At 41.2% G+C, this 26,006-nt stretch carries 23 protein-coding genes, 11 tRNA genes, 3 rRNA genes and 1 riboswitch; of the genes, 13 read left to right on the top strand and 24 right to left on the bottom strand.

Annotated elements, in window-relative coordinates; all coding sequences use genetic code 11:
• The 14 genes from ACLHDF_RS13035 to ACLHDF_RS12970 form a co-directional block, all read right to left on the bottom strand.
• A tRNA-Ile gene (locus tag ACLHDF_RS13035) sits at window positions 1-77 on the bottom strand.
• Window positions 78-83: 6 nt separating this feature from the next.
• Window positions 84-157, bottom strand: a tRNA-Gly gene (locus tag ACLHDF_RS13030).
• Between the two features lie 11 nt (window positions 158-168).
• Window positions 169-244, bottom strand: a tRNA-His gene (locus ACLHDF_RS13025).
• Between the two features lie 10 nt (window positions 245-254).
• Window positions 255-330 (bottom strand) — tRNA-Phe (locus ACLHDF_RS13020).
• A gap of 10 nt (window positions 331-340) precedes the next feature.
• A tRNA-Asp gene (locus ACLHDF_RS13015) sits at window positions 341-416 on the bottom strand.
• Window positions 417-420: 4 nt separating this feature from the next.
• Window positions 421-497 (bottom strand) — tRNA-Met (locus ACLHDF_RS13010).
• Between the two features lie 19 nt (window positions 498-516).
• A tRNA-Ser gene (locus ACLHDF_RS13005) sits at window positions 517-609 on the bottom strand.
• Window positions 610-638: 29 nt separating this feature from the next.
• Window positions 639-715: transfer RNA gene (locus ACLHDF_RS13000), tRNA-Met, on the bottom strand.
• Between the two features lie 30 nt (window positions 716-745).
• Window positions 746-821: transfer RNA gene (locus ACLHDF_RS12995), tRNA-Ala, on the bottom strand.
• Between the two features lie 5 nt (window positions 822-826).
• A tRNA-Pro gene (locus tag ACLHDF_RS12990) sits at window positions 827-903 on the bottom strand.
• A gap of 4 nt (window positions 904-907) precedes the next feature.
• Window positions 908-984: transfer RNA gene (locus ACLHDF_RS12985), tRNA-Arg, on the bottom strand.
• Window positions 985-1,269: 285 nt separating this feature from the next.
• Window positions 1,270-1,385 (bottom strand): 5S ribosomal RNA (gene rrf / locus ACLHDF_RS12980).
• A 62-nt stretch (window positions 1,386-1,447) separates the two neighbouring features.
• Window positions 1,448-4,383: ribosomal RNA gene (locus tag ACLHDF_RS12975) — 23S ribosomal RNA — on the bottom strand.
• A 176-nt stretch (window positions 4,384-4,559) separates the two neighbouring features.
• A 16S ribosomal RNA gene (locus ACLHDF_RS12970) occupies window positions 4,560-6,111 on the bottom strand.
• The 16S, 23S and 5S rRNA genes sit together here with 11 tRNA genes alongside, the layout of an rRNA operon.
• A 213-nt stretch (window positions 6,112-6,324) precedes the next feature.
• Here ACLHDF_RS12970 and ACLHDF_RS12965 point away from each other — a divergent pair.
• The 3 genes from ACLHDF_RS12965 to ACLHDF_RS12955 all read left to right on the top strand — a co-directional run bounded on the left by ACLHDF_RS12965 (window position 6,325) and on the right by ACLHDF_RS12955 (window position 9,147).
• Window positions 6,325-6,519, top strand: coding sequence for a hypothetical protein (locus tag ACLHDF_RS12965; RefSeq protein ID WP_413919201.1), 195 nt, complete (start codon window positions 6,325-6,327; stop codon window positions 6,517-6,519).
• A 244-nt stretch (window positions 6,520-6,763) separates the two neighbouring features.
• Window positions 6,764-8,350, top strand: coding sequence for an AMP-binding protein (locus tag ACLHDF_RS12960; RefSeq protein WP_413919200.1), 1,587 nt, complete (start codon window positions 6,764-6,766; stop codon window positions 8,348-8,350).
• 119 nt (window positions 8,351-8,469) lie between these two features.
• Complete coding sequence (locus tag ACLHDF_RS12955; RefSeq protein WP_013059577.1) at window positions 8,470-9,147, top strand: MgtC/SapB family protein; 678 nt, start codon at window positions 8,470-8,472, stop codon at window positions 9,145-9,147.
• Window positions 9,148-9,175: 28 nt separating this feature from the next.
• On the opposite strand, the gene ACLHDF_RS12950 is transcribed toward ACLHDF_RS12955, so the two are convergent.
• The 7 genes from ACLHDF_RS12950 to ACLHDF_RS12920 all read right to left on the bottom strand — a co-directional run bounded on the left by ACLHDF_RS12950 (window position 9,176) and on the right by ACLHDF_RS12920 (window position 15,045).
• Window positions 9,176-9,784, bottom strand: a complete 609-nt coding sequence (locus tag ACLHDF_RS12950; protein WP_413919199.1) for an NAD(P)-binding protein — start codon at window positions 9,782-9,784, stop codon at window positions 9,176-9,178.
• Window positions 9,765-10,532 (bottom strand): sirohydrochlorin chelatase, encoded by a 768-nt coding sequence (locus ACLHDF_RS12945; protein ID WP_413919198.1) that lies wholly within the window; start codon window positions 10,530-10,532, stop codon window positions 9,765-9,767. The genes ACLHDF_RS12950 and ACLHDF_RS12945 overlap by 20 nt, the downstream gene beginning before the upstream one ends.
• Before the next feature lie 13 nt (window positions 10,533-10,545).
• Window positions 10,546-11,325 (bottom strand): uroporphyrinogen-III C-methyltransferase, encoded by a 780-nt coding sequence (cobA, locus tag ACLHDF_RS12940; protein ID WP_413919197.1) that lies wholly within the window; start codon window positions 11,323-11,325, stop codon window positions 10,546-10,548.
• A 91-nt stretch (window positions 11,326-11,416) separates the two neighbouring features.
• Entirely contained in the window at window positions 11,417-12,016 is a 600-nt protein-coding gene (gene cysC, locus ACLHDF_RS12935; protein ID WP_413919196.1) for an adenylyl-sulfate kinase, read from the bottom strand.
• A 12-nt stretch (window positions 12,017-12,028) separates the two neighbouring features.
• Window positions 12,029-13,180: a sulfate adenylyltransferase gene (sat, locus tag ACLHDF_RS12930; protein WP_413919195.1), complete on the bottom strand. Its 1,152-nt coding sequence runs from the start codon at window positions 13,178-13,180 to the stop codon at window positions 12,029-12,031.
• Window positions 13,181-13,232: 52 nt separating this feature from the next.
• Complete coding sequence (locus tag ACLHDF_RS12925; protein WP_413919194.1) at window positions 13,233-14,312, bottom strand: anion permease; 1,080 nt, start codon at window positions 14,310-14,312, stop codon at window positions 13,233-13,235.
• Window positions 14,313-14,331: 19 nt separating this feature from the next.
• Entirely contained in the window at window positions 14,332-15,045 is a 714-nt protein-coding gene (locus tag ACLHDF_RS12920; protein WP_413919193.1) for a phosphoadenylyl-sulfate reductase, read from the bottom strand.
• 254 nt (window positions 15,046-15,299) lie between these two features.
• Window positions 15,300-15,402, bottom strand: a riboswitch (SAM riboswitch).
• Window positions 15,403-15,716: 314 nt separating this feature from the next.
• Here ACLHDF_RS12920 and cdaS point away from each other — a divergent pair.
• The 3 genes from cdaS (at window position 15,717) to ACLHDF_RS12905 (ending at window position 17,678) form a co-directional block, all read left to right on the top strand.
• Complete coding sequence (gene cdaS / locus ACLHDF_RS12915) at window positions 15,717-16,343, top strand: sporulation-specific diadenylate cyclase CdaS (RefSeq protein WP_413919192.1); 627 nt, start codon at window positions 15,717-15,719, stop codon at window positions 16,341-16,343.
• A 97-nt stretch (window positions 16,344-16,440) separates the two neighbouring features.
• Window positions 16,441-16,824, top strand: a complete 384-nt coding sequence (locus tag ACLHDF_RS12910) for a VOC family protein (protein WP_413919191.1) — start codon at window positions 16,441-16,443, stop codon at window positions 16,822-16,824.
• A 68-nt stretch (window positions 16,825-16,892) separates the two neighbouring features.
• On the top strand, window positions 16,893-17,678 hold the full coding sequence (locus ACLHDF_RS12905) for a potassium channel family protein (RefSeq protein WP_413919190.1): 786 nt from the start codon (window positions 16,893-16,895) through the stop codon (window positions 17,676-17,678).
• 9 nt (window positions 17,679-17,687) lie between these two features.
• On the opposite strand, the gene ACLHDF_RS12900 is transcribed toward ACLHDF_RS12905, so the two are convergent.
• The 3 genes from ACLHDF_RS12900 to ACLHDF_RS12890 all read right to left on the bottom strand — a co-directional run bounded on the left by ACLHDF_RS12900 (window position 17,688) and on the right by ACLHDF_RS12890 (window position 20,036).
• Window positions 17,688-18,092, bottom strand: coding sequence for a YugN-like family protein (locus ACLHDF_RS12900; RefSeq protein ID WP_413919189.1), 405 nt, complete (start codon window positions 18,090-18,092; stop codon window positions 17,688-17,690).
• Between the two features lie 100 nt (window positions 18,093-18,192).
• The gene (locus ACLHDF_RS12895) at window positions 18,193-19,542 is read right to left on the bottom strand and encodes a glucose-6-phosphate isomerase (RefSeq protein WP_013059589.1); all 1,350 of its coding nucleotides are present in this window, start codon (window positions 19,540-19,542) and stop codon (window positions 18,193-18,195) included.
• Window positions 19,543-19,787: 245 nt separating this feature from the next.
• Window positions 19,788-20,036, bottom strand: a complete 249-nt coding sequence (locus ACLHDF_RS12890) for a hypothetical protein (protein ID WP_413919188.1) — start codon at window positions 20,034-20,036, stop codon at window positions 19,788-19,790.
• Between the two features lie 213 nt (window positions 20,037-20,249).
• On the opposite strand from ACLHDF_RS12890, the gene ACLHDF_RS12885 reads away from it, so the two are divergent.
• The 7 genes from ACLHDF_RS12885 to mnhG are packed head-to-tail and all read left to right on the top strand — an operon-like array spanning window position 20,250 to window position 26,003.
• Window positions 20,250-22,655 carry a Na+/H+ antiporter subunit A gene (locus ACLHDF_RS12885; protein ID WP_413919187.1) on the top strand — a complete coding sequence of 802 codons (2,406 nt, stop codon included), beginning with the start codon at window positions 20,250-20,252 and terminating at the stop codon, window positions 22,653-22,655.
• Window positions 22,652-23,074, top strand: coding sequence for a Na(+)/H(+) antiporter subunit B (locus tag ACLHDF_RS12880; RefSeq protein ID WP_413919186.1), 423 nt, complete (start codon window positions 22,652-22,654; stop codon window positions 23,072-23,074). Before ACLHDF_RS12885 ends, ACLHDF_RS12880 begins: the two co-directional genes overlap by 4 nt.
• Window positions 23,074-23,415 carry a Na(+)/H(+) antiporter subunit C gene (locus ACLHDF_RS12875; RefSeq protein ID WP_413919185.1) on the top strand — a complete coding sequence of 114 codons (342 nt, stop codon included), beginning with the start codon at window positions 23,074-23,076 and terminating at the stop codon, window positions 23,413-23,415. Before ACLHDF_RS12880 ends, ACLHDF_RS12875 begins: the two co-directional genes overlap by 1 nt.
• Complete coding sequence (locus ACLHDF_RS12870; RefSeq protein WP_413919184.1) at window positions 23,405-24,889, top strand: Na+/H+ antiporter subunit D; 1,485 nt, start codon at window positions 23,405-23,407, stop codon at window positions 24,887-24,889. Before ACLHDF_RS12875 ends, ACLHDF_RS12870 begins: the two co-directional genes overlap by 11 nt.
• Window positions 24,890-24,895: 6 nt before the next feature.
• Complete coding sequence (locus ACLHDF_RS12865; protein WP_413919183.1) at window positions 24,896-25,372, top strand: Na+/H+ antiporter subunit E; 477 nt, start codon at window positions 24,896-24,898, stop codon at window positions 25,370-25,372.
• Window positions 25,373-25,657 carry a Na(+)/H(+) antiporter subunit F1 gene (locus ACLHDF_RS12860; RefSeq protein ID WP_413919182.1) on the top strand — a complete coding sequence of 95 codons (285 nt, stop codon included), beginning with the start codon at window positions 25,373-25,375 and terminating at the stop codon, window positions 25,655-25,657.
• Window positions 25,641-26,003: a monovalent cation/H(+) antiporter subunit G gene (mnhG, locus tag ACLHDF_RS12855; RefSeq protein WP_413919181.1), complete on the top strand. Its 363-nt coding sequence runs from the start codon at window positions 25,641-25,643 to the stop codon at window positions 26,001-26,003. The genes ACLHDF_RS12860 and mnhG overlap by 17 nt, the downstream gene beginning before the upstream one ends.
• Window positions 26,004-26,006: the final 3 nt, after the last annotated feature.

Here is a 26,006-nt window from a genome sequence, read left to right as displayed (position 1 = left end):
TGGTGGGCCTAAGTGGACTCGAACCACCGACCTCACGCTTATCAGGCGTGCGCTCTAACCAGCTGAGCTATAGGCCCATTATTTGGAGCGGGTGATGAGAATCGAACTCACGACATCAGCTTGGAAGGCTGAGGTTTTACCACTAAACTACACCCGCATTACTTAAGATGGGGCGGCTGATGGGAATCGAACCCACGAATGCCGGAACCACAATCCGGTGCGTTAACCACTTCGCCACAACCGCCGTCTTAAAATGGTGGCTCGGGACGGAATCGAACCGCCGACACAAGGATTTTCAGTCCTTTGCTCTACCAACTGAGCTACCGAGCCTTTATACAAATGGCGGTCCCGACGGGAATCGAACCCGCGATCTCCTGCGTGACAGGCAGGCATGTTAACCGCTACACCACGGGACCACTTTGGTTGCGGGGACAGGATTTGAACCTGCGACCTTCGGGTTATGAGCCCGACGAGCTACCGAACTGCTCCACCCCGCGATGATATGATATAAATAAATGGCGGAGGAAGAGGGATTCGAACCCCCGCGGGCTTTAACACCCCTGTCGGTTTTCAAGACCGATCCCTTCAGCCGGACTTGGGTATTCCTCCGTATATTTATAACAAATGTAACTTATATATGGTAGCGGCGGAGGGAATCGAACCCACGACCTCACGGGTATGAACCGTACGCTCTAGCCAGCTGAGCTACACCGCCATATTATTCGTTACAATTATTTAATTTAATTGGTGGAGCCTAGCGGGATCGAACCGCTGACCTCCTGCGTGCAAGGCAGGCGCTCTCCCAGCTGAGCTAAGGCCCCATAAATGGTCGGGAAGACAGGATTCGAACCTGCGACCCCTTGGTCCCAAACCAAGTGCTCTACCAAGCTGAGCTACTTCCCGTTTATGGCGCGCCCGAGAGGAGTCGAACCCCTAACCTTTTGATCCGTAGTCAAACGCTCTATCCAATTGAGCTACGGGCGCTTATTAAAATGGTGCCGAGGGCCGAGCCGGCACGGTAGTCACCTACCGCAGGATTTTAAGTCCTGTGTGTCTGCCAATTCCACCACCCCAGGACACGGAAGACGAGGTTCGGCAAGGTGGTGTTCTACCACTGAACTACTTCCGCGCATATATGAAATTAAAATGCGGGTGAAGGGACCATGAAGACACTAGGAGCGCGTCTGCCAATTCCGCCACACCCGCGTGTGAATAAATGGTGAGCCATGAAGGACTCGAACCTTCCTCTGATTAAAAGTCAGTTATTTTGCCTGGCAACGTCCTACTCTCACAGGGACAAAGTCCCAACTACCATTGGCGCTAAAGAGCTTAACTTCCGTGTTCGGTATGGGAACGGGTGTGACCTCTTCGCTATCGCCACCAGACATGAGATTGTTCTCTCAAAACTAGGTAACAGTTGCTGAGTAAAGCATGTGCTTTTCAAATCTTGGTTAAGTCCTCGATCGATTAGTATCAGTCAGCTACACGTGTCGCCACGCTTCCACCTCTGACCTATCAACCTGATCATCTTTCAGGGATCTTACTAGCTTGCGCTATGGGAAATCTCATCTTGAGGGGGGCTTCATGCTTAGATGCTTTCAGCACTTATCCCGTCCACACATAGCTACCCAGCGATGCCTTTGGCAAGACAACTGGTACACCAGCGGTGTGTCCATCCCGGTCCTCTCGTACTAAGGACAGCTCCTCTCAAATTTCCTACGCCCACGACGGATAGGGACCGAACTGTCTCACGACGTTCTGAACCCAGCTCGCGTACCGCTTTAATGGGCGAACAGCCCAACCCTTGGGACCGACTACAGCCCCAGGATGCGATGAGCCGACATCGAGGTGCCAAACCTCCCCGTCGATGTGGACTCTTGGGGGAGATAAGCCTGTTATCCCCGGGGTAGCTTTTATCCGTTGAGCGATGGCCCTTCCATGCGGAACCACCGGATCACTAAGCCCGACTTTCGTCCCTGCTCGACTTGTAGGTCTCGCAGTCAAGCTCCCTTGTGCCTTTACACTCTACGAATGATTTCCAACCATTCTGAGGGAACCTTTGGGCGCCTCCGTTACATTTTAGGAGGCGACCGCCCCAGTCAAACTGCCCACCTGACACTGTCTCCCGGCCCGATTAGGGCCGCGGGTTAGAATTTCAATACAGCCAGGGTAGTATCCCACCGACGCCTCCACCGAAGCTAGCGCTCCGGCTTCTCAGGCTCCTACCTATCCTGTACAAGCTGTACCAAAATTCAATATCAGGCTACAGTAAAGCTCCACGGGGTCTTTCCGTCCTGTCGCGGGTAACCTGCATCTTCACAGGTACTATAATTTCACCGAGTCTCTCGTTGAGACAGTGCCCAGATCGTTACGCCTTTCGTGCGGGTCGGAACTTACCCGACAAGGAATTTCGCTACCTTAGGACCGTTATAGTTACGGCCGCCGTTTACTGGGGCTTCGATTCAGAGCTTCTCCCAAAGGATAACCCCTCCTCTTAACCTTCCAGCACCGGGCAGGCGTCAGCCCCTATACTTCGCCTTGCGGCTTCGCAGAGACCTGTGTTTTTGCTAAACAGTCGCCTGGGCCTATTCACTGCGGCTCTCTCGGGCTATACACCCTACCAGAGCACCCCTTCTCCCGAAGTTACGGGGTCATTTTGCCGAGTTCCTTAACGAGAGTTCTCTCGATCACCTTAGGATTCTCTCCTCGCCTACCTGTGTCGGTTTGCGGTACGGGCACCTCCCGCCTCGCTAGAGGCTTTTCTTGGCAGTGTGGAATCAGGAACTTCGGTACTATAGTTCCCTCGTCATCACAGCTCAGCCTTAATGATGAGCGGATTTGCCTACTCATCAGCCTAACTGCTTGAACGCGCATATCCAGCAGCGCGCTTACCCTATCCTACTGCGTCCCCCCATTACTCAAACGGCGGGGAGGTGGTACAGGAATATCAACCTGTTGTCCATCGCCTACGCTTTTCAGCCTCGGCTTAGGTCCCGACTAACCCTGAGCGGACGAGCCTTCCTCAGGAAACCTTAGGCATTCGGTGGACAAGATTCTCACTTGTCTTTCGCTACTCATACCGGCATTCTCACTTCTAAGCGCTCCACCAGTCCTTACGGTCTGACTTCGCTGCACTTAGAACGCTCTCCTACCACTGACATCTAAGATGTCAATCCACAGCTTCGGTGATACGTTTAGCCCCGGTACATTTTCGGCGCAGAGTCACTCGACCAGTGAGCTATTACGCACTCTTTAAATGGTGGCTGCTTCTAAGCCAACATCCTGGTTGTCTAAGCAACTCCACATCCTTTTCCACTTAACGTATACTTGGGGACCTTAGCTGGTGGTCTGGGCTGTTTCCCTTTTGACTACGGATCTTATCACTCGCAGTCTGACTCCCATGGATAAGTCTTTGGCATTCGGAGTTTGACTGAATTCGGTAACCCGTTGGGGGCCCCTAGTCCAATCAGTGCTCTACCTCCAAGACTCTTACAACATGAGGCTAGCCCTAAAGCTATTTCGGAGAGAACCAGCTATCTCCAGGTTCGATTGGAATTTCTCCGCTACCCACACCTCATCCCCGCACTTTTCAACGTGCGTGGGTTCGGGCCTCCATTCAGTGTTACCTGAACTTCACCCTGGACATGGGTAGATCACCTGGTTTCGGGTCTACAACCACATACTAAACGCCCTATTCAGACTCGCTTTCGCTACGGCTCCGCCTTATCGGCTTAACCTTGCATGGGATCGTAACTCGCCGGTTCATTCTACAAAAGGCACGCCATCACCCATTAACGGGCTCTGACTACTTGTAGGCACACGGTTTCAGGATCTCTTTCACTCCCCTTCCGGGGTGCTTTTCACCTTTCCCTCACGGTACTGGTTCACTATCGGTCACTAGGGAGTATTTAGCCTTGGGAGATGGTCCTCCCAGATTCCGACGGAATTTCACGTGTTCCGCCGTACTCAGGATCCACTCAAGAGGGAACGAAGTTTCAACTACAGGGTTGTTACCTTCTTCGACGGACCTTTCCAGGTCGCTTCATTTACTTCGTTCCTTTGTAACTCCATATAGAGTGTCCTACAACCCCAAGAGGCAAGCCTCTTGGTTTGGGCTAATTCCGTTTCGCTCGCCGCTACTCAGGAAATCGCATTTGCTTTCTCTTCCTCCGGGTACTTAGATGTTTCAGTTCCCCGGGTCTGCCATCAATACCTTATGTATTCAGGTAAGGATACTGTTCCATTACGAACAGTGGGTTTCCCCATTCGGAAATCTCCGGATCAAAGCTCACTTACAGCTCCCCGAAGCATATCGGTGTTAGTCCCGTCCTTCATCGGCTCCTAGTGCCAAGGCATTCACCGTGCGCCCTTTCTAACTTAACCATTAGCGAATAAATGGTACAACATACTGTTGTGTTATTTATTGGTTTGATTAAAAGAAAAGTTTCACTTTTCCTCAGCTATTACTGTTATCTAGTTTTCAAAGAACAATGTTTTTAAGAGATTACTCTCTCAAAACTGAACAAATTCAACAAACGTACGTCATCTAAAATCCTTAGAAAGGAGGTGATCCAGCCGCACCTTCCGATACGGCTACCTTGTTACGACTTCACCCCAATCATCTGTCCCACCTTAGGCGGCTAGCTCCTTACGGTTACTCCACCGACTTCGGGTGTTACAAACTCTCGTGGTGTGACGGGCGGTGTGTACAAGGCCCGGGAACGTATTCACCGCGGCATGCTGATCCGCGATTACTAGCGATTCCAGCTTCATGTAGGCGAGTTGCAGCCTACAATCCGAACTGAGAATGGTTTTATGGGATTGGCTTGACCTCGCGGTCTTGCAGCCCTTTGTACCATCCATTGTAGCACGTGTGTAGCCCAGGTCATAAGGGGCATGATGATTTGACGTCATCCCCACCTTCCTCCGGTTTGTCACCGGCAGTCACCTTAGAGTGCCCAACTTAATGCTGGCAACTAAGATCAAGGGTTGCGCTCGTTGCGGGACTTAACCCAACATCTCACGACACGAGCTGACGACAACCATGCACCACCTGTCACTCTGTCCCCCGAAGGGGAACGCTCTATCTCTAGAGTTGTCAGAGGATGTCAAGACCTGGTAAGGTTCTTCGCGTTGCTTCGAATTAAACCACATGCTCCACCGCTTGTGCGGGCCCCCGTCAATTCCTTTGAGTTTCAGTCTTGCGACCGTACTCCCCAGGCGGAGTGCTTAATGCGTTAGCTGCAGCACTAAAGGGCGGAAACCCTCTAACACTTAGCACTCATCGTTTACGGCGTGGACTACCAGGGTATCTAATCCTGTTTGCTCCCCACGCTTTCGCGCCTCAGCGTCAGTTACAGACCAAAAAGCCGCCTTCGCCACTGGTGTTCCTCCACATCTCTACGCATTTCACCGCTACACGTGGAATTCCGCTTTTCTCTTCTGCACTCAAGTTCCCCAGTTTCCAATGACCCTCCACGGTTGAGCCGTGGGCTTTCACATCAGACTTAAGAAACCGCCTGCGCGCGCTTTACGCCCAATAATTCCGGATAACGCTTGCCACCTACGTATTACCGCGGCTGCTGGCACGTAGTTAGCCGTGGCTTTCTGGTTAGGTACCGTCAAGGTACGAGCAGTTACTCTCGTACTTGTTCTTCCCTAACAACAGAGTTTTACGACCCGAAAGCCTTCATCACTCACGCGGCGTTGCTCCGTCAGACTTTCGTCCATTGCGGAAGATTCCCTACTGCTGCCTCCCGTAGGAGTCTGGGCCGTGTCTCAGTCCCAGTGTGGCCGATCACCCTCTCAGGTCGGCTATGCATCGTTGCCTTGGTGAGCCGTTACCTCACCAACTAGCTAATGCACCGCGGGCCCATCTGTAAGTGATAGCCGAAACCATCTTTCAATCATCTCCCATGAAGGAGAAGATCCTATCCGGTATTAGCTTCGGTTTCCCGAAGTTATCCCAGTCTTACAGGTAGGTTGCCCACGTGTTACTCACCCGTCCGCCGCTAACGTCATAGAAGCAAGCTTCTAATCAGTTCGCTCGACTTGCATGTATTAGGCACGCCGCCAGCGTTCATCCTGAGCCAGGATCAAACTCTCCGAAGAAATGTTTGACTTGCTCATATAAAATAAAAAAATTAACGTTGACGTTTGTCGCTTTGTTCAGTTTTCAAAGTTATTACGCAATAGTTTTTTGATATATTTTTCAAAAACTATTTTCTAGTAAATGAAACGTTAGCCAATTAATAGATACTAGCATATCTAGATCTACACTAGCATAATGTCTATTAAATCATTATCCACCAAGGAGGCGTTCATTTGAATACCTTAATTGCGGTCGCGCTCTATTTGTCTTTTTGTATGTCTATCCTCTTAATTTCACTTGCTTATTGGGAGTCAATTCGAATGTCCAATAGAGAAGGTAAAGTTAACGGTCTTTCATTTATTTCACTTTCAACATTCAGCATGATTTTTTGTTTGTTTACTTCATATTTTTATGCCATTCTTTATTAACACAACGTTACATTGTCTTCTTACAAAAAGGAGACATTTCTTTATTTTATTACAAAATTCGCATTTGGTATACTTACTTAGCGAAATCAATACGAGAAATTCAGTTACCTTCTCTTTCTATACATGTAGTAAAAAGTGAAGGAATTTGTCGAATAATTTTTTGGAACACTTTCCTTAAATTTGATAAACTACTTTTAGAAAACGCTTTCATATATACTTTAACATTATTCAAGGAGGAAACCAAATGAAACCATTGCTTGAATTAACAGTTGGAGAACTTTTAAAAGAAAGTACAGAAAAGTTTGGGCATCAAGAAGCGGTTGTCTACTCTGAACAAAATATTCGCTACACGTACGCGGAGTTTTACAAAGAAACCTCTCGAGTTGCAAAGGCCCTTCTAGCCACCGGCCTCAAAAAAGGCGATCATGTGGCTATCTGGGCTACCAATGTGCCGGAATGGTTACTTCTTCAATTCGCAGCAGCTAGAATAGGCGCTGTTTTGGTTACCATTAATACAAGTTATCAATCCTCTGAGTTAGAGTATGTATTGAGTCATTCTGATACAACAGCGTTATTTTTTATTGATAAATTTAAAAGCACTTCTTATACGTCTATTATCACCAGTATTGAACATAATCTTCCTAAACTCAAACATCTTATAAACTTAAGTGGATCAAGCGAACATACATCTTGGAACGAATTTTTAATGAGGAGCTTAATGGTATCGGATGAGCTTCTCGATAAACATGAACAATCCCTACATATCCACGAAGTTATCAATATGCAATATACCTCCGGGACAACAGGTTTTCCAAAAGGAGTTATGCTAAGTCACCATAACATAGTAAACAATGGATTCTTAGTTGCTCAGTCTATGAAACTGACTAACCAAGACCGCTTATGCATCCCAGTTCCTTTCTTTCATTGTTTTGGATGTGTGTTGGGTGTTCTAGCATGTGTATCTGTAGGTGCTACTATGCTGCCGATTATTGAGTTTCAACCTTCCTCTGTTCTACGCACTGTAGAGAAAGAACAATGCACAGCTCTTCACGGCGTACCAACTATGTTTATTGCGGAATTAAATACACTTGATTTTAATCAATATGATTTATCTACTCTTCGTACAGGAATTATGGCTGGTTCTAATTGTCCAGCAGAAGTAATGAAGCGGGTCATAAATGAAATGGGCATCAACGAAATTACCATTGCCTATGGTCAAACTGAAACATCTCCTGTAATCACCCAAACAACCCCAACAGATTCTATTGAGCAGCGAGTGCAAACAGTGGGGAAAGTTCATAATCATGTACAGATTCAAATTATTAATCCAGTTACAGGTAAAACAGCTTCTTTAGGAGAACAAGGAGAACTCTGTGTAAAAGGATATTTAACAATGAAAGGGTATTATAAAATGCCGGAAGAAACAGAAAAAACAATTGTAAAAGGCTGGCTACATACAGGAGATTTAGCTACCATTGATACAGACGGCTATGTAAAAATTACAGGACGTTTAAAAGATATGATTATTAGAGGCGGAGAAAATATTTATCCACGAGAAATTGAAGAATTTTTATATAGAATACCTGAGGTAGAAGATGTTCAAATTGTCGGTATCCCTGATCCAAAGTATGGAGAACGAGTTGCTGCATGCATTAAACTCAAGCAAAATTATTTTCTTACCGCTCAAGAAATTAAAGACTTTTGCAAAGGGAAACTTGCTCATTTCAAAATTCCGGAACATATTTATTTTATAGATGACTTTCCCATGACAGCATCCGGCAAGATTCAAAAATACAAGTTAAAAGAAAAAATCGTAGAGCTCCATAAGTAATCAGATTTTTTTGAATTTAACCTGTCATTATGAAGAAAAGTTTACTATACTGATACATATCTGTTTTTCTTCTTTCATACAGATATAAACAACAATGTTTATTGAAATAGGTGAAAATAATGGAAAATGAAATGTTGCTCAAATTAGGGATTTCCGCTGTACTTGGTCTTATTATTGGAATTGAAAGGGAACTAAAACGAAAGCCTGTTGGTTTAAAAACATCTCTCGTAATTTCCATTATTAGCTGTTTACTCACGATTGTTTCGATTGAGTCCTCTCAAATTTTTAATAAAGGTGATCATATCACAATGGATCCGCTTCGTCTGGCTGCTCAAATTGTTTCGGGAATTGGCTTTTTAGGAGCCGGTGTCATTTTACGAAAAGAAAATGACAGCATCTCCGGGCTTACAACAGCAGCTATTATCTGGGGAGCAGCAGGTATAGGCATTGCTGTGGGTGCAGGGTTTTATCCTGAAGCCATTACCGGAGTTGTACTGCTCATCATCAGCGTTGAACTTCTTCCCTTCCTTATTACTATTCTAGGGCCTAGGCAACTGCGTGAGAAAGAGCTTATTCTTCAACTCAAGCTGGCTGATAAGCACAATATCTTTGATACAACTAACAGCATTAGAGAAAAGAATATCACTATAAAAAATATTCGAATCAAAGACTTAGATACCAATGAATTATATATACGTATGAAAGTGTCAGTTAATAATCAGCGCCCTACTACGGAAGTGTATTACGAGATTCAAAAAATCAGCGGTATCCGTAGCATTGAAGTTGAAAATGTATAAATAAAAAAACGGCCAATTGGCCGTTTTTTTATTTATACTTTTCAATCTGTTGTAAAAATTCCCTCTGTTTTACGAGAGACAGACGGTATTGATCATCGATGATTTCTGTTAACAACTCATGTTTACGGCTCTTCGACACACTCAACCTGTGGATAAGAACCCTGCATTCGTACAAAAACTGTGTATACTGTGTGTAACTCTCATCATAATTTGAAGATAACTCTTCTTTAATTCGTTTTGTCAACAAAGGACTAGCACCATCTGTGGATATCGCTAGAGATAATCTGCCTCTAGAAAACTGTGCAGGAATTTGAATATTCCCATCGGAAAAACTGCTGGCCATATTAACCAACTGATCGCTTTTGATGTGCTGCTTAACAAACCGATTTACATCTTTATCATTTGTAGCCACAAGAATAAAGAAAACATTAAGTACGTCTTCCTTTTTTACTCTTCTTCTCTCTACACGCAGCTGACCTTTAGCTTCCCACTCGTTTATTTCAGCCGAAACAGTTGGAGCAACCACTGTGATGGCTGCTCCTTCTTGTAAAAAACCTTTAATTCTACGAGTTGCGATTTTCCCGCCTCCAACCACTAAGACCGAACGATCCTTTAAATCAAGCATAACGGTATACATCGTATTGGTTTCCTTTGCTCGATAATAACGTTTTTACTTGATGGCTTAAAATACGTGCAAGTCCATCATGATAACCTAAGTAGTTAGCTAGGATAAACTGCTGGTCGTCTGTTGATAACTGCCCCAATTCTTCCTTAATTTCGTTCATTAAAATGCCGGTAAACAAAAGATATGGAAGAACGAACACTTGATTATACGAAGTTTGTTTAGCAGCGTATAGGCCTTCTTTTAAATTAGGAGAAGCAGCAGCTAAATAGCATGTGCTCACTTCTTTAAAAGCACCTTTGTTCTTTAACAATTGAGCTATTTCGTTAAAGTCTTTTTGTACAGCAGGATCACTGCTTCCTCTGCCGACCAATAAAACCATAGAATTTCCATGCTTATCCACATTAGTTTCGTTGATTCTCTCTACTAAGATATCAACAATGCGTTCGTCAACGCCGAACGGTTCTCCGTACAGCACTTCCACCTGTGGATAACGTTCATATACCTTGTGTATTTCTTCAGGTATATCATGCTTTGCATGCGCAGCTGTTAATAACAGAAGCGGCACAATTGCAATACGAGTAGCACCTTGTTTAATACACGCTTCAAATCCTTGTTCAATGGTAGGGTAAGCTAGTTCTAGGAAACAAACTTCTTGAATCGGTACATCTAGATTTTTTTTACACCTTTCAATAAAAGCAACTGCCTGATCAGCGCCTTCTTTTACGCGGCTGCCATGGCAAACATATAAAACTGCATCCATATAATCAACCTCTTTAGTAAGCTTCTTGTGCGTACGAATAGTACTGCTGTCCAGTCTTCTCAAACCAATTTAATCGGTCGTGAAAATTTACAACTTCACCAACGATAATCATACTTGGATTTTCGATTCGTTCTTCTTTAACAATATCAACAATTGTACCAAGAGTTCCAGTTACAGTGCGCTGGTCAGCACAGGTTCCCCAGTGAATCAATGCAATTGGCGTAGCTGAAGGTTTTCCATGTCTCATTAACTGTTGGCAAATGTACGGTAAATTACGTACTCCCATATAAATCGCAAGAGTATCTACACCTTTGGCTAAGCTATCCCATTTGATCGCATCATGCTCACTATCTTTACGGTGTCCTGCAACAAAAGCAAAGCTTGCGCTGTATTCCCGATGAGTCACAGGGATTCCTGCATAAGCAGCTGCTGCGATACCTGATGTAATTCCTGGAACAATTTCAAAGGAGATGCCCTGTTGCACCAGAGCTTCTGCTTCTTCCCCTCCGCGTCCAAAAACAAATGGATCTCCGCCTTTTAAGCGTGTTACAATTTTCCCTTTTTTAGCGAATTTCACTAAAAAGTTGTTAATTGTTTCTTGCTTGAGGGTATGGTAGTTTGGAAGCTTTCCGCAGTAAATGATATCTGCATCACCTTTAGCATAATCCAGCAGGTCCTTATTCACTAAACGATCATATAAGATAACGTCTGCTTGCTGGATTGCTTTTAACCCTTTTAATGTAATTAAATCTGCATCTCCTGGTCCTGCACCGACTAGATATACTTTCCCCATGAATGCCTTTCACCCTTCCATCATTTCCACGTCTCCGCAGCGCTCCCAAATTTGAATGTGAATTAGAACAGCGGACAAAGTCCGCTGTCATTTAAATAAATTTTCGGTTAGCTAAATATTCAATAACAGTTTGTACACATTCTTCTACAGACTGTGTGCTTGTATTAATTGTTAATTCAGGGTTAGCTGGTGACTCATACGGAGAATCAATTCCTGTAAAATCACGAATCTCTCCGCTTCTTGCTTTTTTGTAAAGACCTTTTGGATCTCTTTTTTCACATTCCTCTAACGGGCACTCTACGTACACTTCCACAAATTCATTGCCCTCCAAAATCTCACGCACCTGAGCACGATCTTCTTGGAATGGAGAGATAAATGCTGTTAATACTACTTGACCGCTGTCTACGAATAGTTTAGAAACCTCACCGATACGGCGAATATTTTCCGTACGATCTTCAGCAGAAAACCCTAGGTTCTTATTTAAGCCAAAACGAACATTGTCACCATCTAATACATAGTTGCGAATATTTTTATCAAAAAGCGCTTTTGCCACTGCGTTTGCTACGGTAGATTTACCTGAGCCCGAAAGACCCGTAAACCATAACACAAAGCTGTGGTGATTATTTTGCTCGCGTCTTTCCTCTTTTGTAATTCCAGCATCATGCCACGTAATATTTGTTGATTTACTCACTTCAACCGCTCCTTATTTTGAAGATACTTTTTGGTTTGCTAACCCTTTAATTAACACTTCAATTACTTCTTTACGACTGAATGTGCTTGGTGGCACTTCTCCGTTACGAAGCATTTCACGTACTTTTGTTCCAGATAGAATCATATGATCTTCCTTGCTGTGAGGGCATGTTTTCGTTGATGCCATCGCTTCACATTTCTTGCAGTAGAAGCTGTGTTCAAAGAATAAAGGTGTAATTCCTAATTCATCTGCTGTAAAGTTACTGAAGATTTTTTGTGCATCGTATGTTCCATAGTAGTCACCAACACCAGCGTGGTCACGGCCTACAATGAAATGCGTGCATCCAAAGTTTTTTCGAACCATTGCATGGAAAATAGCTTCTCTAGGTCCAGCATAGCGCATCGCTGCAGGGAAAACTGCCAAAGCTACACGATCGCTAGGGTAGTAGTTCTCTAAAAGTACTTCGTAACTTTCCATACGGATATCTGCTGGGATATCATCTGACTTTGTTTCTCCTACAAGCGGATTTAAAAACAGGCCGTCTACAATTTCTAATGCCGTTTTTTGAATATATTCGTGCGCACGGTGAACAGGGTTACGAGTTTGGAATCCAACAACCGTTTTCCAACCGCGTTCTTCAAATGCCGCTCTTGTTTCAGCTGGATCTAAATAATACTTTTCAAAACGCGTTTTAGGTGTACGTTCTACAAGTACGATTGGACCTGCTACATATACATTTGGGCGTTCCATCATTTTTTTCACGCCAGGGTGAGCAAGTTCTGCTGTGCGGTACACGTTTTCCGCCTCTTTTTCTTTATCGGGCGTATATACTTCAGAAACCTCTAGAACACCATATGTCACGCCGCTTTGAACAAGCTTTACTTTGTCGCCAATGTTTAATTCTTTAGCTTGCTCTTCTGTTACAGGAAGAGTAATAGGAATACTCCATACTGTTCCATCTGCTAGACGCATATTTTCAACAACTGATTGATAATCCTTTTCTCCTAAAAACCCTGTAATTGGGCTGTAAGCACCAATTCCAATTAGTTCTAAATCACTTAGAGCCATGTTGTCTACTTCAATTTCTTTTGTTAGTGAAGTGTAATCATATGTTGGTTGATATAAATTAATTAATTCTCCACCGTGTGCTTGAATTGTTGTCATTTTGTAAAATCCTCCTTAAGTAATTAACACAATATAATAAAAAGCACTTGAATCACGCAGTCATTTTTTCTTTTTCCGACTGCAAGTTCGCTCTTTTTCTTCTAGTCGCTCTAGCTAAGCTTAGAACACCTGCTGTGGCAATGCACCCGCTAGCTAGCACCACAAATGAATACAAGTCGCTTTCAAGTACTAATTTCACAAGAACATATGAGATTACGAGTGAAAATACGGGAGATACCACCCAAACTTTTAGCATTTGAATGACCACTTCGCGCTGTTCTTTCGTAAATCCCGTTTTCGCTGCGCCTATTCCAATAATAGAAGACGTAGTGACCTGTGTAAGCGGTACTGGCAAACCAAAAAGTGAAGCTGCTGTGACAAGAGAAGCACCAGTACCAGAAATAATGCAACCTTCTCCTACAGAATAGCGAGTAATTTTTTTTCCGTTTGTTTCAATAACTCGGCCTCCTAGTAAAAAGGCTCCGAGCGCCACCGCCAATCCTCCTGATATGACGCCCGTTGTGGCATCCATTAATCCGGCTCCTACTAAAGGACCGACAGCATTTGCCACGTTGTTCATCCCAGCTGAGAAGGCTTCAAAGAATCCTGTCGCTATAACTAAAATGGTTAAAACTCTTTTCCACTTTCCCTCGGCTTCTTTTTTATACGCTCTACGTTTTATCACTTTCCCAATTAAAAAAGCAATGATAAATGAAACAAGCGGAACAATGATCCAAAAAGCCATTACAACTAAAAGTTTTTCTACATACAGAGATTGGTACGCTACTCCCACTCCCACAACTGAGCCGACTGTTACTTCACTTGTTGATAAAGGAATGCCAATCAAATTTGCGAAAAAGAGTGACAGCGTTGCAGCAGCAAGAATGATAATAACCAATTCTACCGACAGCAGTTTTTCAGGTATGATACCTGAACTGATGGTTTTCACCACCTCACCGCCTCCGGTAATGGCTCCAAGCACAATACCTACAGCACAGATGAGCAGGGCCACCCTTTGCTTTTTAATCGCACCGGAACCGTACGAAACGCCCATGGCAGCTGCTGCACCGCTTGCCCCAATATTCATTGCAAAAAAAAGCGCAATGACAAAGGCAACATATAAAAGCATCATTTATTCAGCTCTTTCATATTTAAGATTCGTGTAATCCGCACTCAACTTTTTGTGTACCTGCCCATCTTCCTGAACGTAAGTCGTCTACATTGTAGGCAGGTGCTGTACAGGGCTCACAGCCAATACTTGGGTAGCCTTGATCATGAAGTTTGTTATATGGCAAATCATGCTTATAAACATAGCGCCAAATTTCTTTCCAAGACCAATGAATTAACGGACAGACTTTTACTTTCTTAAATTTCTCATCTTTATTGAAATAATTTGTATTGGCACGAGACTCAGACTGCTCGCGTCTCAAACCAGAAATCCACGCATCATAAGGGGCAAGAGATTCTCTTAACGGAATGATTTTTCGAATTTGACAGCATAGGTTAGGCTGACTCTTCCAAAGCTCATCTCCATATTTTTCAGCTTGTTCTGCAAGAGTTAAATCGGGCTTTTTCATATGAATGCGTAAATCCGGAAAGCGTTCTTTAATTGCATCAATCACTTCATACGTCTCTTTAAAATGAACGCCCGTATCTAAAAAGACAATTTCAGCATCTTTTTTTACTTTTGAAATTAAGTCAATTAGTACGATTCCTTCGATTCCAAAGCTTGATGCATAGATAATCGAATCTCCATAAGTATCGTACGCCCACTGCAATGCTGAAAGAGCTCCTTTTGTTTCATCTTCACTGTCGAACTCTGGAAATGTATCGCTCCAGTTTTCATACGTATATAAATCTGCCATTTTCTCCACTCCAATTCTTAGTTATCCGCGTTATCCAATAAAAAAAGACGGTTTTACCCACTAGATTTGGATAAAACCGCCTCTAGTGTGTCTAGTCAGCGAAACTATTTAATTCTTACTTTGCTTCGACGTGTTCAAAGATTTGTTTTAAGTCGGGGTTTACAGTCATTGTTATCCCTTCTCAAATGATCGCTTGCGCTATATCAAAATAAAAAGTCTTCCATATTGAAAGACTGGCTAGGCAATAATTTTTCACCTTATCTTTCAAAATGATACACACTTTGCTGGAATTAGCACCTTGCTAGGCAGGTTGCCGGGTTTCAGCGGGCCAGATCCCTCCACCACTCTTGATAAGCATTTTTTAAAAATTTTAGCATATTTAGAATATTTGTCAACATTAAAAATTATATATCCGATAAGAAAACTATACTTTAAGTTCACAGAAATATCTATACTTTTGCTTAAAACAACATATGTAAATTTAATCCAAATGTGAATACGTCAGTTTATAAAACGCTTTCTTTCCTTCCCCATTTTTTCATATTCTCTTGCTAAGTCAAACACGAGCTCCCTCTATAAAATTAATAAGGGATTTATAAGCTGTACGGATAATTCATCCAAATTAGCACACATTACAGATAACACTGACTGACAGATAGGAGCTATGTAAGATGAAGATACAATCCTTTCAATTAGACGATACAATTAAAAATAATGTGCGAACATATTTACAGCAGATCTCAATTGAAGCCTCTAATTTAATTAAACATTTAGACACGAACGATCATTGTATCTTGTGTGATTTTGAAGAGATGAGAACTTTATTTCAAGATGTTCAAGCTACGGCTGCCTCTTATTACTTGCGTCATTATTTATCGCCTTATACATTTGAATATGCTGCTCTGTCCTTAGCTATTCATAACCTTTCTGAGAAACGTCACGGTGCTTTAATTGTTATTGAACGTGAACAAAATGTAGATTCTCTTATTCAAAAGGGCATGCCTATTCAAGCTCCTGTCAGCGCTACGCTAGTAGAGACGCTGTTCTATCCAGGAACGCCATTACATGACGGAGCTGTCCTAATTAGAAATAATCAGCTTATTTCGGCTGCTAATGTTTTACCCCTATCGTCTATTGTTTCAAAGAACAAAAAATTGGGCACACGTCACCGTGCAGCTATTGGAATGTCCGAAAAATCAGATGCATTAATTTTAGTTGTATCTGAAGAAACAGGTAAAATTTCGTTTGCTCTTGATGGAAGCCTCTACCCTATTCACTCCGGCAAAAACATGATTTAAGAGCCCTTTCCTGATGAGCAGCCCTATCTTGACTTCTATATCCTTTCTCTTTAATATATTCCATGGCTTTTACATACTATAGATATGGGGGATGTATATGGCAATTTTAAAATTTGAACATGTAGGCGTTCAAGTAAAGGATATAGAAGAATCTATTGAGTTCTATACACAAAAAGTGGGACTGGAACTCATCGAAACACTACCACATACCGATCCGTCTTTGAAGCTAGCTTTTTTAGGTTTAGAAGGAAATGTAATTGTAGAGTTAATTCAAGGGTATAACTCAAGTTTACCTAACGAAGGAAAAGTTCATCATTTTGCGCTAGCGGTAGACGGAATTGAAGAAGAATTTGAGCGTTTAAAATCAGCAGGCGTTTCATTTGTTGAAGAAAACATTATGACTTTGCCAAATGGCGCAAGATACTTATTTTTCTATGGTCCAGATAAAGAATGGATTGAATACTATGAAGTAAAAAGATAAAGATATCTTATACCTCCAGTGAAAAATGGTCATACTGTGGCTATGACTAATCACTGGAGGTTTTTTTGATGGAGTGGCTATTATTTCGACTTTTCCGTCGTTCTATTCTAGTGCGGCTTCTTTTTATTATCGGCTGCCTTGTTCTACTTTTCGGCACGCTGATACATTTACTAGAGCCGCAAACGTTCGGAAATGTGTTTGAAGGAATTTGGTGGGTTATTATTACAATTTCTACTATAGGGTACGGTGATTTTGCTCCAACCACTACGATTGGAAGGGTAGCTGCAATTATTTTAGTCCTGATTGGAACGGGATTTATTACTACTTATTTCGTCACGCTTTCTAAAATTGCCGTTTCCACTGAAAGCGCTTATTTAGAAGGGAATTTAAAATTCTATGGAAAAGATCACTTCATCGTTGTCGGGTGGAATGAGCGTGCAAAACTAGTGTTAGAGTCTTATCGCGACGCATTTCATAAAGAAGAAATTGTTCTTATCGATGAGTCTCTAACTAAAAATCCCATGATTTGTGATCGTGTTCATTTTATTAAAGGAAGCCCTTCTCACTATGAAGTATTAGAACTTGCCAACGCTCGGTACGCAAAAAAAGTACTGATTACTGCGGATCAGCATAAGGCAGAAGAATATGCTGATATGAATACTATTGTCACGCTAGTCGCTCTGCAAGGGGTAAACCCTTCAATTTACAGCATCGTTGAATTGTTAACAAAAAAGCATATTCAAAATGCGCAAAATTTAGGTGTAAATGAAATGATTAAAACAAACGAGTTAATTAGTCAGGTCATGTACGAGCATATTTTTGTGAAGAAATTAGAGAGTTTAAAAAAAGAATAGTTCCTTCAATTACTGAAGCAGCGCTTCTTCTGCCTCTCTAATTAGCTCCTCTCCTAAACTGATATACTTTTCTGGAAATGAAGCGTCTGCGTCTTGGGGTTCTGCAAACTGATTAAATGAAGCACTCACATTTCCATTGTGAACATTGTCAGCTAGGCCAACTTGATATTTATGCGAAAGTAAAAATGGCGTACCAATCTGTACTGTTGTTCCTTTAGAATCCAGTTCTCCATTCGTAGCTGTGAACGGGATACGTAAAAATTGATAGCCAACTTTATCATCCATCTTATAGTCGAATGAACCATGATTATAATCCCAATTTCCTCCAACGTTATATCCAAGCGGTTTAAGCGTTTTTTCTAATTCATAAAGATTAAATAATGTCCCCTCTAATCTTGAAGATAATTCAACCATGTTATCCCTCCTCTGGTTTAACATGTCCTTTTTCCAGTATTTTATCCTTTATCTCAAAAGCAAAAAAGTTCACCTTCTAATAAGAAGGTGAACTTTTGACTTATTTCAAACGCTTTTCTAATTCTGCTTTTTTCTCTTCGAAACCAGGCTTTCCAAGAAGTGCAAACATATTTACTTTATATGCTTCTACTCCCGGCTGGTCGAATGGGTTTACCCCTAATAAATAGCCGCTGATTGCGCATGCTTTTTCGAAGAAATATACAACATATCCGAATGTATACTCATCTAATGCCGGAATGTTCACAACTAAGTTCGGAACGCCTCCATCTGTGTGCGCAAGCATTGTACCTTGGAACGCTTTTTTATTTACAAAGTCAACTGTTTCACCAGCTAAGTAGTTTAATCCGTCTAAGTCCGCTGCATCTTCTTCAATTGTTAGCTCATGACGAGAGTCTTGAACTTGTACAATTGTTTCAAAAATATCGCGACGACCTTCTTGTACATATTGACCTAAAGAATGAAGATCTGTTGAGAAGTTAGCAGATGAAGGGTAAATACCTTTTTGGTCTTTTCCTTCACTTTCACCAAATAACTGTTTCCACCACTCAGCAAAATATTGAAGAGCTGGCTCATAGTTAATCAGCATTTCAATTGTTTTTCCTTTATTATAAAGAACATTACGAGCTACAGCATATTGATAAGCTGGGTTCTCCTCTAGCTCTGATGATGAGAATGCTTCTTGAGCATCAGCTGCCCCTTTCATCATCTGTTCGATATCAAGACCTGCAGCGGCAATCGGTAATAAACCAACCGCTGTTAATACTGAATAACGACCGCCTACATCATCTGGAATAACAAATGTTTCGTAGCCTTCTTCGTCCGCTAATGTTTTTAATGCGCCGCGTGCTTTATCTGTTGTTGCATAAATACGCTTGCGTGCTTCTTCTTTGCCATATTTCTCTTCTAATAATTTGCGGAAGATACGGAAAGCAATCGCCGGTTCTGTTGTTGTACCGGATTTTGAAATAACATTAATAGAGAAATCTTTATCTTGCAAAACATCCATTAAGTCTTTCATGTATGTTGAGCTGATGTTGTTACCAGCAAAAATAACTTGCGGAGTTTTACGCTGTTCTTTTGATAATGTGTTATAGAATGAATGCTGAAGCATTTCAATAGCAGCACGAGCACCTAAGTAAGATCCTCCAATACCGATAACAATTAATACATCTGAATCAGATTTAATTTTTTCTGCACTTTTTTGAATACGTGCAAATTCTTCTTTGTCATACTCTGTAGGAAGGTCTACCCATCCTAAAAAGTCGTTCCCAGCACCTGTTTTCTCATGAATTGAATGGTGAGCTACTTTCACGGCATCACGTAAGTATGTAAGTTCATGTTCACCAAAAAATGATAACGCGTTTGAATAATCAAAACGAACATGTGTCATAGTCTGTTCCTCCATTAAAATATCTTTATTTTTCACTTTATCGAAACTGTTAGCTGAATTCAAGTGAATCCACTTACAATTTGACACAATCATTATAGTTTGCTGAAACTGCAATCATTGTATGTACCCTTTTATTTAACGATAAATTCAGTTATGAAGTCAACTAATGTTCTTTGATTACAGAACGTAATCCGTCCACTATTATGCCAATAATACGCAAATAAAAAACGACTAAAGAGCAGCCTTCAATCGTTTTTTATTTGCTTATCAGAGGGTTCAATATCGTTCATTTCACCTATTTTCACATATTGTCTCGGTTTATAAGAGGCTTTTGACAGGGAAGAGTCTATTGATACGGAATGTTCAGCTTCGTTTTTAGAAGCGATTGGCATCCTGTTTTCTTCTTTCATTTCCAATTGATTATTCAGCGTAAATCCGCTCATACATAATGCAGTAAAAATGAGAAAACTGATGGCTATTTGTTTCCTATACATTTCCATCACCTCGTTCTTAGAGTGGCAATTTCGAATGATTTTTATGCATCTAAAAAAATTTTTTGTGTTTTTTTTATGGATTTTGTGACGAGTTTCTATTTATTTAATAAGCCTTGAAAATTCCGCTGATACTAAGAATTAGCATGGGTGCAGGCATAATTAAATTATTATATAATCGGTTACAGAATTGAATATCACAAGGAGGTTTGTCTTTTGTCGTGGTTACACTTGGTGATTTTATCGCCTTTTTTATTAGCCTTTTTTGTCCCGCTTCTGTATAGGAAATTCCAGCGCATTCATACAGGGTGGTTCGTTTTACCTCTTCCACTTGTGTTGTTCATTTATTTCACACAATATATTAGTGGTGTTTCTAAGGGGCAAACATACCTACATTCAATGAAATGGATACCTAGTCTGGGCATTAACTTTGATGCTTATGTGGATGGACTTGGCCTTCTATTTTCTCTGCTAATCACCGGGATTGGGACACTCGTTATTCTTTACTCCATTTATTATCTTTCTAAGACAAAAGAAGCGCTGCATTCGTTTTATGTCTATTTGCTTCTTTTTATGGGTTCTATGCTAGGAGTTGTATTATCAGACAATTTAATGAACCTTTATAGCTTTTGGGAATTAACAAGCCTTTCATCTTTTTTATTGATTGGTTATTGGTACAAACGAGAGAAATCTCAATACGGAGCCTTAAAATCTATGCTCATTACCGTGTTCGGAGGACTTTCCCTACTAGCAGGAATTGTGCTTTTATACGTCATGACAGGTACTTTCAGCATACGCGAAATTATCCCAAACGTAGATGTGGTGACATCAAGTCATCTATTCATTCCAGCTCTAGTCCTCATTTTATTAGGGGCCTTTACAAAATCTGCTCAGTTTCCTTTTCATATTTGGCTGCCAGATGCAATGGAAGCTCCAACCCCAGTGAGTGCATACCTTCATTCAGCTACAATGGTAAAAGCGGGAATTTATCTTTTAGCAAGACTCAGCCCGGTTTTTGCTATAAGCGCCACTTGGTTTTTTGTTATTTCAATTGTAGGACTAATCACGCTGTTCTGGGGCTCATTTTCAGCAGTAAAGCAACAAGACTTAAAAGGAATTTTAGCCTTTTCAACGATTAGTCAGCTCGGGATGATTATGTCGCTTATAGGAGTAGGCAGCGCAGCCATTCACTATGATTTTTTAGACGATAATATCTACTTAGTAGCTCTTACTGCAGCCGTTTTCCATTTGATTAACCACGCTACCTTCAAAGGCAGTTTGTTTATGGTAGTAGGCATCGTCGATCATGAAACAGGTACGCGTGACATTAGAAAGTTAGGCGGGCTAATGAGCTTCATGCCTGTGACATTTACCATTGCCATCATCGGGGGATTTTCAATGGCAGGTCTTCCTCCCTTTAACGGATTTTTAAGTAAAGAGATGTTTTTTACAGGTATGGTAAACGTGACAAAATTGGATATGTATAGCATGCAGGCGTGGGGAATTTTGCTTCCTATCATCGCGTGGATCGGGAGTATTTTCACATTCGTCTATAGTATGATACTTGTCTTTAAAACCTTTACAGGCAAATATCAGCCGGAAAAGTTAGAGAAGCAGCCCCATGAGGCACCAGTAGGCATGCTTATTTCACCTGTTATTTTGGCATCACTGGTTGTTATTTTTGGCTTTGCTCCTAATTTATTAGAATCAACCCTTATTGAGCCAACAATGACCTCTATTGCACCTAGCCTGCTAGCTGAAGGTAAAGAATATCAAGTGCACATTAAATTTTGGCACGGCTTTACGCCAGAATTATTTATGACGCTAGGGGTCATCACATTTGGTATTTTGTTATTTATGACTCTTCAAAAGTGGTCAAACATTTATACACGATTTCCTTCTTCTTTAACGCTTAACAACGGCTATAATTACGGCATTAAAGGGATGGAAAAAGTCTCAACACGTATCATGAAAACGTTAATGACAGGATTTATTAGAGACTATCTTTTGATCACCTTTACATTTATAGGCATTTTAATTCTCGCAACGCTCTTTTCTCAAAATGCCTTTGCGATTGATCTAAAAGATACAGCTTCTATCGGCGTTTACGAAACCATACTAGCAGTTGTAATGGTCGCGGCTACTATTACAACTTTATTGGCAAAGTCACGTCTCACAGCAATTATTTCGCTGGGAGTTGTAGGGTATACGCTCTCTTTATTTTTCGTATTATTCCGCGCTCCTGACTTAGCTTTGACTCAATTAGTTATTGAAACTGTATCAGTCTCACTGTTTTTACTATGTTTCTACTACTTGCCGGAGTTTCGGAAGCGAAAAGTGAGGGTGAAGTTTCAACTGCCAAACTTGCTTGTTGCACTTCTTGTAGGAACGACCGTTACATTGCTTGGCATATCAGCAAACAGTACGAAACTATTTGAATCCATTTCACATTACTTTATTGAAAACAGTTATGAAAAAGCAGGCGGCGAAAACATGGTGAACGTTATCCTTGTTGACTTCCGCGGATTTGATACATTATTTGAAATTACCGTACTTTGTATAGCAGCCCTTGCTATCTATGGCATGATTCGTCTTCGGTTAACAAAGGAGGAAGAAGAATGAAAAAAAATGATTTGATACTACAAACAACCGCGAAAGTAGTCACGTTCATTATTATCATTTTTGCCATTCATCTCTTCTTTGCAGGTCATTATACACCTGGAGGAGGGTTTGTTGGGGGACTTACTACTTCAGCTGCCCTTGTATTACTACTGCTCGCTTTCGATATAAAAACTGTGTCGAAAGTCATTCCATTTGACTATAAGCAAGTTGCGGCTTCAGGGCTTCTGCTGGCTATTTTAACAGGTCTAGGGTCATTTATCTTTAAAGTTCCATTTCTAACTCACACGTACAGCTACTTTAACCTTCCTCTTCTAGGGAAAACATCTTTAGCTACAGTCGTACTATTTGATTTGGGTGTATATCTAGTAGTTGTTGGTGTTACGATGACCATTATTCAAACGATTGGAGAGAGTGAATAGTGGAAATATTAATGTCCATAGTGGCGGGAATTCTATTCACTGCCGCTGTCTATCTCACGTTATCCCGCAGTTTACTGCGAATTATTATTGGAACAGGCTTATTAAGCCATGGTGTTCATCTGTTAATTTTAACGATGGGCGGATTAAAAGGGGGAAGCGTTCCCCTTCTAGGAGAAAAGGCTTCTTCTTATACAGATCCTTTACCTCAAGCATTAATTTTAACTGCCATTGTCATAAGCTTTGGCGTTACTTCTTTTTTCCTTGTACTAGCCTACAGGGCTTATCAAGAACTCGGAACAGACGACATGGACAAGTTAAGGGGAAATGAACATGACGAATAATTTTGTAATCATCCCACTGCTTATCCCGTTTGTTGTAGGTGTTGTGCTCATTTTTTTTAAAGACAATATTAAACTTCAAAGGATAATCAGTGTTTTATCATTAATCGCGACCACTGCTTTTGCCACCTATTTAGTAGGATTGGTTCAATCAAACGGTATTTTAACTCACGAGCTTGGGAACTGGAAACCCCCTTTTGGAATTATTCTAGTAGCGGACATGCTCGCTTCCCTTCTCGTACTTACTGCTAGTATCGTAACACTATGCTGCGTTCTTTTTGCTTTTCATACAATTGGCGAAAGACGTGAACGTTTTTACTTTTATTCGTTTGTGCAGTTTTTATTAGTAGGCGTATTTGGCGCCTTCTTAACAGGTGATATTTTTAACTTATTTGTCTTTTTTGAAGTCATGCTTATGTCTTCGTACGCTCTTATTGTAATTGGCGGTACAAAAGCACAGCTTCGAGAGTCTCTTAAATATATATTGGTTAACGTAATTTCATCCGCTTTGTTTGTAATTGCTGTTGCATATTTGTACGCCGTAACAGGAACTCTCAACATGGCGGACCTTTCACAACGAATTGCTGAGGTTAACCAGCCGGGAATTTTAACAACCATTGGTATGCTTTTATTTATTGTATTTGCATTAAAAGCAGCTTTATTTCCAATGTACTTTTGGCTTCCAGGTTCATACAGTGCACCTCCTCCCGTTATTATCGGATTGTTTGGTGCATTGCTAACAAAAGTGGGGGTTTATTCTATTTTCAGGACTTTCACTTTAATGTTTTATCACCATCCCGAATTCACTCATCCAATTATCGGCTGCGTTGCGCTTTTAACTATCGTGATTGGTGCAGTAGGTGCTATTGCTTATTCGGATATTAATAAAATTTTGATTTATAACATTATTATTGCTGTGGGAGTCATTGTCTACGGCGTGACTTTAACAACAAAAACGGGTTTTGAAGGAGCCATTTATTATTTAATTCATGACATGATTATTAAAGCAGCTCTATTCTTTCTTGCGGGAAGCATCATTCGAATAACCGGAACAACAAAATTAAAGAAAATGGGGGGGTTAATTAAAGATTATCCGCTGCTTGGCTGGATGTTTTTTATTGCTACTATTTCGCTGGCAGGAATTCCTCCCCTAAGCGGCTTTATTGGAAAATTCCTTTTAGTTCAAGGAGGCTTAGAATCAGAGAGCTACACGTTTGTAGCGGTTTTACTATTTTCAAGCCTGTTCGTTTTGTATTCTGCTATTAAGATTTTCATGAGCTGCTTTTGGGGTGAGCCTAAGCTTTCTTCTAAGCAGGAAAACGTATCGCTTAAAGGCACACTATACCCATCGGCTATCTTACTTGCTGTTTCTGTCTTTTTAGGACTAGGTGCAGAAGCTGTTATTCCTTATGTGTCAAGAGCTGCTCAAACACTTATGGATCCTTCACTTTATATCCAATCGGTGCTAAAGGAGTAGATCTGCATGTCATTTCAATTATTATTAAACGTTATCATTGCATTTACATGGATGTTTTTAAGAGGGATGTGGACGCTTCCTTCTTTTATTATAGGTTTTTTCTGGGGAGCGGTACTGCTGTTTGTTTTCCGCCGTTTTTTCGACAGACGTTTTTACTTGCATAAAGTGTATGCGATTATTAAACTGCTGCTTATTTTTATAAAGGAATTATTCAAAGCCAATATTGCAGTTACTAAAGACGTATTGCGTCCTAAATTAAATATTCAACCAGCCATCTTTGCAATGCCAACCCGACTGGAAAGTGAATGGGAAATTACCATTCTTTCTCTTTTAATTACGCTAACGCCAGGCACATTGGTGATGGATGTGTCAGATGATAATTCTACTATCTATATTCATGCAATCAATACAGACGATATTGATGACATTATTACAGGTATTCAGCAAACATTCGAAAAAGCTATTATGGAGGTGAGTCGTTAAATGCTCGATATTTTTCTAAATATTTCTCTCATTCTCATTTCTGCTTCAACTATTGGGTTTGTTTATCGAGTTGTAAAAGGTCCGTCAACTGCCGATCGAGCAATGGCCCTTGATGCTATTGGTATTAACACCATTGCCATCACGGCCATCATCTCTATTATTTTTCGAACTCAGGCTTTTTTCGAAGTAATTTTACTGCTAGGCATCATAGCCTTTGTAGGCACCGTTGCTTTTTCTAAGTTTTTAGAGAAAGGAGAAGTGATTGAATATGAACGTGATCAGTGAAGTCATTGTAGGAGCTTTGGTACTAATAGGGTCTCTTTTAACAGTTGTGACTATGATTGGGCTTATTCGCTTGCCTGATACGTACACAAGAAGTCACGCTGCATCTAAAAGCGCTACCTTAGGCATTATGTTTATATTAGTGGGCTGCTTACTCTATTTTTGGATTGACACTGGACACATTAGCGCACGGTTAATTTTAGCGATTGTATTTGTGTTTATTACCTCTCCTATTGGTGGGCATTTACTAGGAAGAGCTGCTTACTATAGCGGAGTTCCTCTTTCAGATAAGACCGTTCGTGACGATTTGAAAACAAACCAGCAAAAAAAGCTTACTCATCATGAATAGAAA

The organism is Priestia megaterium (assembly GCF_046599315.1).
GTDB lineage: Bacteria > Bacillota > Bacilli > Bacillales > Bacillaceae_H > Priestia > Priestia megaterium_F.
The sequence above is the reverse complement of the archived record's forward strand: the minus strand, read 5'-3'. Positions and strand labels throughout refer to the sequence as shown.